1 protein-coding gene is annotated in these 882 nt (G+C 49.3%); it reads left to right on the top strand.

Features of this window, described 5'->3' with window-relative positions; translation table 11 throughout:
* Positions 1–876 (top strand): IS630 family transposase (locus NC856_RS17660; protein WP_264091705.1); only part of this gene is annotated, 876 nt, incomplete at its 5' end.
* Between the last annotated feature and the right edge of the window lie 6 nt (positions 877–882).

Genomic DNA, 882 nt, shown 5'->3' with positions numbered 1-882 from the left:
TCTTCCGTTGGAAGATGGATAAATTGGTTTACTTTATATGGTGTTGAAGGGCTAAAGAGCCTCAAGCCCGGACGAACACCATGCTGGCCAGTCGCGGATATCCTGCATATTTTGCCGCTTCTGGTTCAGCGTTCTCCTCAGGACTTTGGCTGGCTGCGTTCCCGTTGGAGCACTGAGTTATTGGCACTTATTGTTAATCGGCTTTTTAATGTAGCGCTTCATCCTGCCACGTTGCACCGCTACCTGAGACGGGCTGGTATTGTCTGGCGCAGAGCCGCACCAACACTGAAAATCAAAGACCCGGATTATGAGGAAAAGCGACTCGCTATCGAACAGGCTGTCGCCCGAAAGCAGACGACTCATCCGGTATTTTATCAGGATGAAGTGGATATCGACCTGAACCCGAAAATCGGCGCGGACTGGATGCGCAAAGGGCAACAGAAACGTATTACTACGCCGGGACATAACCAAAAATATTATCTGGCGGGTGCACTGCATTCGGACACGGGGCGAGTTCATTACATCGGCGGAAGCAAAAAGTGTTCTGATTTATTTATCAATCTGTTAGAAACATTGCGGCGCACATACCGGCGAGCGAAAACCATTACGCTGGTCGTTGATAACTACATCATTCATAAAAGCCGCAAGGTGGAAAGCTGGCTGGAAAAAAATACGAAGTTCCGGTTGCTGTTCCTGCCAACGTATTCGCCGTGGCTGAATCCAATCGAGTTGCTGTGGTTGTCGTTACACGAAACGATAACGCGAAACCATCAGTGCCGGTATATGTGGCAGTTACTGGAACAGGTAAAGCTATTTATGAATGCCGCTTCGCCGTTCCCCAGCAATCAGCATGGTCTGGCTAAAGTGGAGCGGTAATATGCG

The sequence above is a fragment of the Brenneria izbisi genome (assembly GCF_025840185.1).
Taxonomy (GTDB): Bacteria; Pseudomonadota; Gammaproteobacteria; order Enterobacterales; family Enterobacteriaceae; genus Brenneria; species Brenneria izbisi.
Note: the sequence above shows the minus strand (reverse complement) of the source record. Positions and strands in the feature narration are given on the sequence as shown.